Consider the following 2,707-nt stretch of genomic DNA (forward strand, 5'->3'; position numbering starts at 1 on the left):
TAGCTAATGTATTCACGAACATCCCGACTACTTGTTCCAGATCAATGTGGGTACGGCCGGCAATTGGAGTACCTACAATAACGTCCTCCTGACCTGCATATTTCGACAGAAGTACATGGTAGGCAGTTAATAACAAAGTATATAATGTCACTTGCTGTTCTTCGGCCGCTTGTTGTACGCTTTCCAGCATGTCAGATCCCACAGTGAAAGATTTTCTATTACCGTAAAACTGTTGCTTAGCAGGTCTTGGATAATCCATCGGCAGCTCCACTACAGGCAGTTCTCCCGATAACTGTTCAACCCAAAACTCCTCCTGCTGTTTCCACCTCGGTGTTTCCCGCAGTTCGAGCAGCCAGTTCGCATACTCTTTATATTGAACCGGTAACGCTGGTAATCCGTGTCCCTGGTACAATTCGACAAGTTCATGATACAGAAGTTGTGTGGAAACCCCGTCAGATATAATATGGTGCATGTCCATGAACAGAAAATGATGATAGGGACTAATTCGGATCATCGCGGCATGAAACAACGGAGCCCTGCTTAAATCAAAAGGCTTCACTAACGTACCGGCCAGCTCAATTGCTTCGCCAACTCCTGAAGCCTCAAAATAAGAAATGTGAATACTTGCTTTGCGCTCAATGCGCTGAACCAGCTCTCCGTCCATAAAGTCAAAGGAAGTCCGCAGCGACTCATGACCACCGACTAATTCCTGCAATGCCTGTTCAAGCTTCCCGTTATCTATTTCTCCTTCTATTTCAATGAGCGACGGCAAGTGATAAGTATGACCTATGCCCGGCATTTGCTGCACAGCATACATCCGTCTTTGGGCAGAAGAAACCGGATACCAGCTCCTTGCTTCAAGCTCTTGCAATTGTTTGTATTCTTGCTTATCAAGACGCTGTATATATTCCGCCTGCTGTTTGAGAACCGGGTGCTGTAACAGCTCTTCAAAGGACAATTCAACGTGAAATTTCATAAATATTCTGCTTCTAAGCATAGCTAGTTTCAAAGAATGTCCGCCTGATAATATAAAGTTGTCATGAATCCCGACACGGTTGACTTTCAAAACGTCCTGCCAAATTCCCGCCAGCATGTGCTGCATCTCATTCTCGGGAGCCACATATTCTGCTCCTGTCCATATTTCTCCGTCAGGCTTCGGCAGCGCCTTCTTGTCGATCTTTCCATTAGGTGTCAGCGGAATCTCCTCAACCTCTATGAAGTAGGAGGGAACCATATACTCAGGCAACTCACTCATCATGTGCTGCCTCAATTCTTGAATGCTCCACTCTCGATTGGCTACCAAATAAGCGCATAAATCCGTTCGCTCTTCCTCGTCCGTAACGGCGATCACGGCAATTTCTTTTACCGCTTCATGACTTAACAGCTGCTGGGCTACCTCATTTGGCTCAATCCGATGCCCTCGTATCTTCACCTGGTCATCGATTCTTCCCAAATAATCAATATTTCCATCAGGCAGCCAGCGCGCCAAATCTCCCGTTCGGTACATCTTCTCGCCCGGTAGGAATGGGTTCGCTACGAATTTCTCCTCCGTAAGATCGGGGCGCTTCCAGTAACCTTGCGCCAACCCGTCCCCTCCAATACACAGCTCTCCCGGCACGCCGATCGGCTGCAGCTGATTCGCCTCGTTCACAATATAAATCTTCTTGTTGGAAATTGGTCTGCCGATCGTTATCCGTTCCGATTCGGGAGTACACACTCCTATTGTGCTGCCTACGGTAGCCTCCGTCGGGCCATAGGCATTCAGGAAAGTCCGACCCTTCCCCCATTTCTCGACCAGATCAATAGAACAGGCTTCTCCCGCTGTGATCACGGTAGTCAGGTCCGGCAAATCTGCGTAAGGAAGTGCTCGAAGCACCGATGGCGGAAATACGACAGAAGCGATTTTGTGCTCCCGCAGCCAGGATACGAACTCCGAGCCTGATAACAGCAGCTCTTTCCTCGCCATATACAAGGTAGCTCCTGTTAACAGTACGGGGAAGATCTCCCCTACCGATGAATCGAAGCTGAACGAAGAGAACTGCAAAACATGACTTTCCGGCACAATACCGTAAGTTTCAGCCACCAGACAGAAGTTGCTAACGCCCCGGTGAGCCAGCATTACGCCTTTCGGTTTACCGGTAGAGCCCGAAGTATAGATCATGTAAGCCAGATCATCCGCCGTCGTAAGCTGTTCCAGATTGCTGGCATCGCCCTGAAAGATGGAAGCATCATCCGCTCGGATGCTCTGTCCTACGAAACCATCAGGTGCTTTAAGCTGGCGATGCGTAATCAGATAACCAGCCTCACTGTCCTCCAGCATGTACTGAATACGATCTGCAGGGTAGGCAGGATCAATCGGCAAGTAAGCTGCGCCTGCCTTGAGAACAGCAAGCAAACTTACAACCATCTCGATTGAGCGGTCTACCATAATCGCAACGAACTGCCCTTTTCCCGCTCCTTTTTCCCGCAGCACGCGAGCGAATTGATTGGCCCGTTCATTCAGCTCTCGGTACGTTAATTGTTCCTCCTCAAATACGACAGCCGCTCTGTCCGGATGCGCCGCCGCTTTCTGTTCAAACTGCGCTTGTAGGGTTAAGTATCTGGCATATTCCGCCTCCGTCCGGTTGAAATCCTCCAGCAATTGCCGCTTCTCTTGCTCTGTGACCAGATTAATATCTTCAATAATGACCATTCGGTTACTATGGAT

1 protein-coding gene is annotated in these 2,707 nt (G+C 48.9%); it reads right to left on the minus strand.

Annotated elements, in window-relative coordinates:
- On the minus strand, nt 1-2,692 hold a 2,692-nt coding region (locus tag ACFRAK_RS27425; protein WP_394572948.1), incomplete at its 3' end, for an amino acid adenylation domain-containing protein.
- Nucleotides 2,693-2,707: the final 15 nt, after the last annotated feature.

This window comes from Peribacillus sp. NPDC056705, assembly GCF_043656335.1.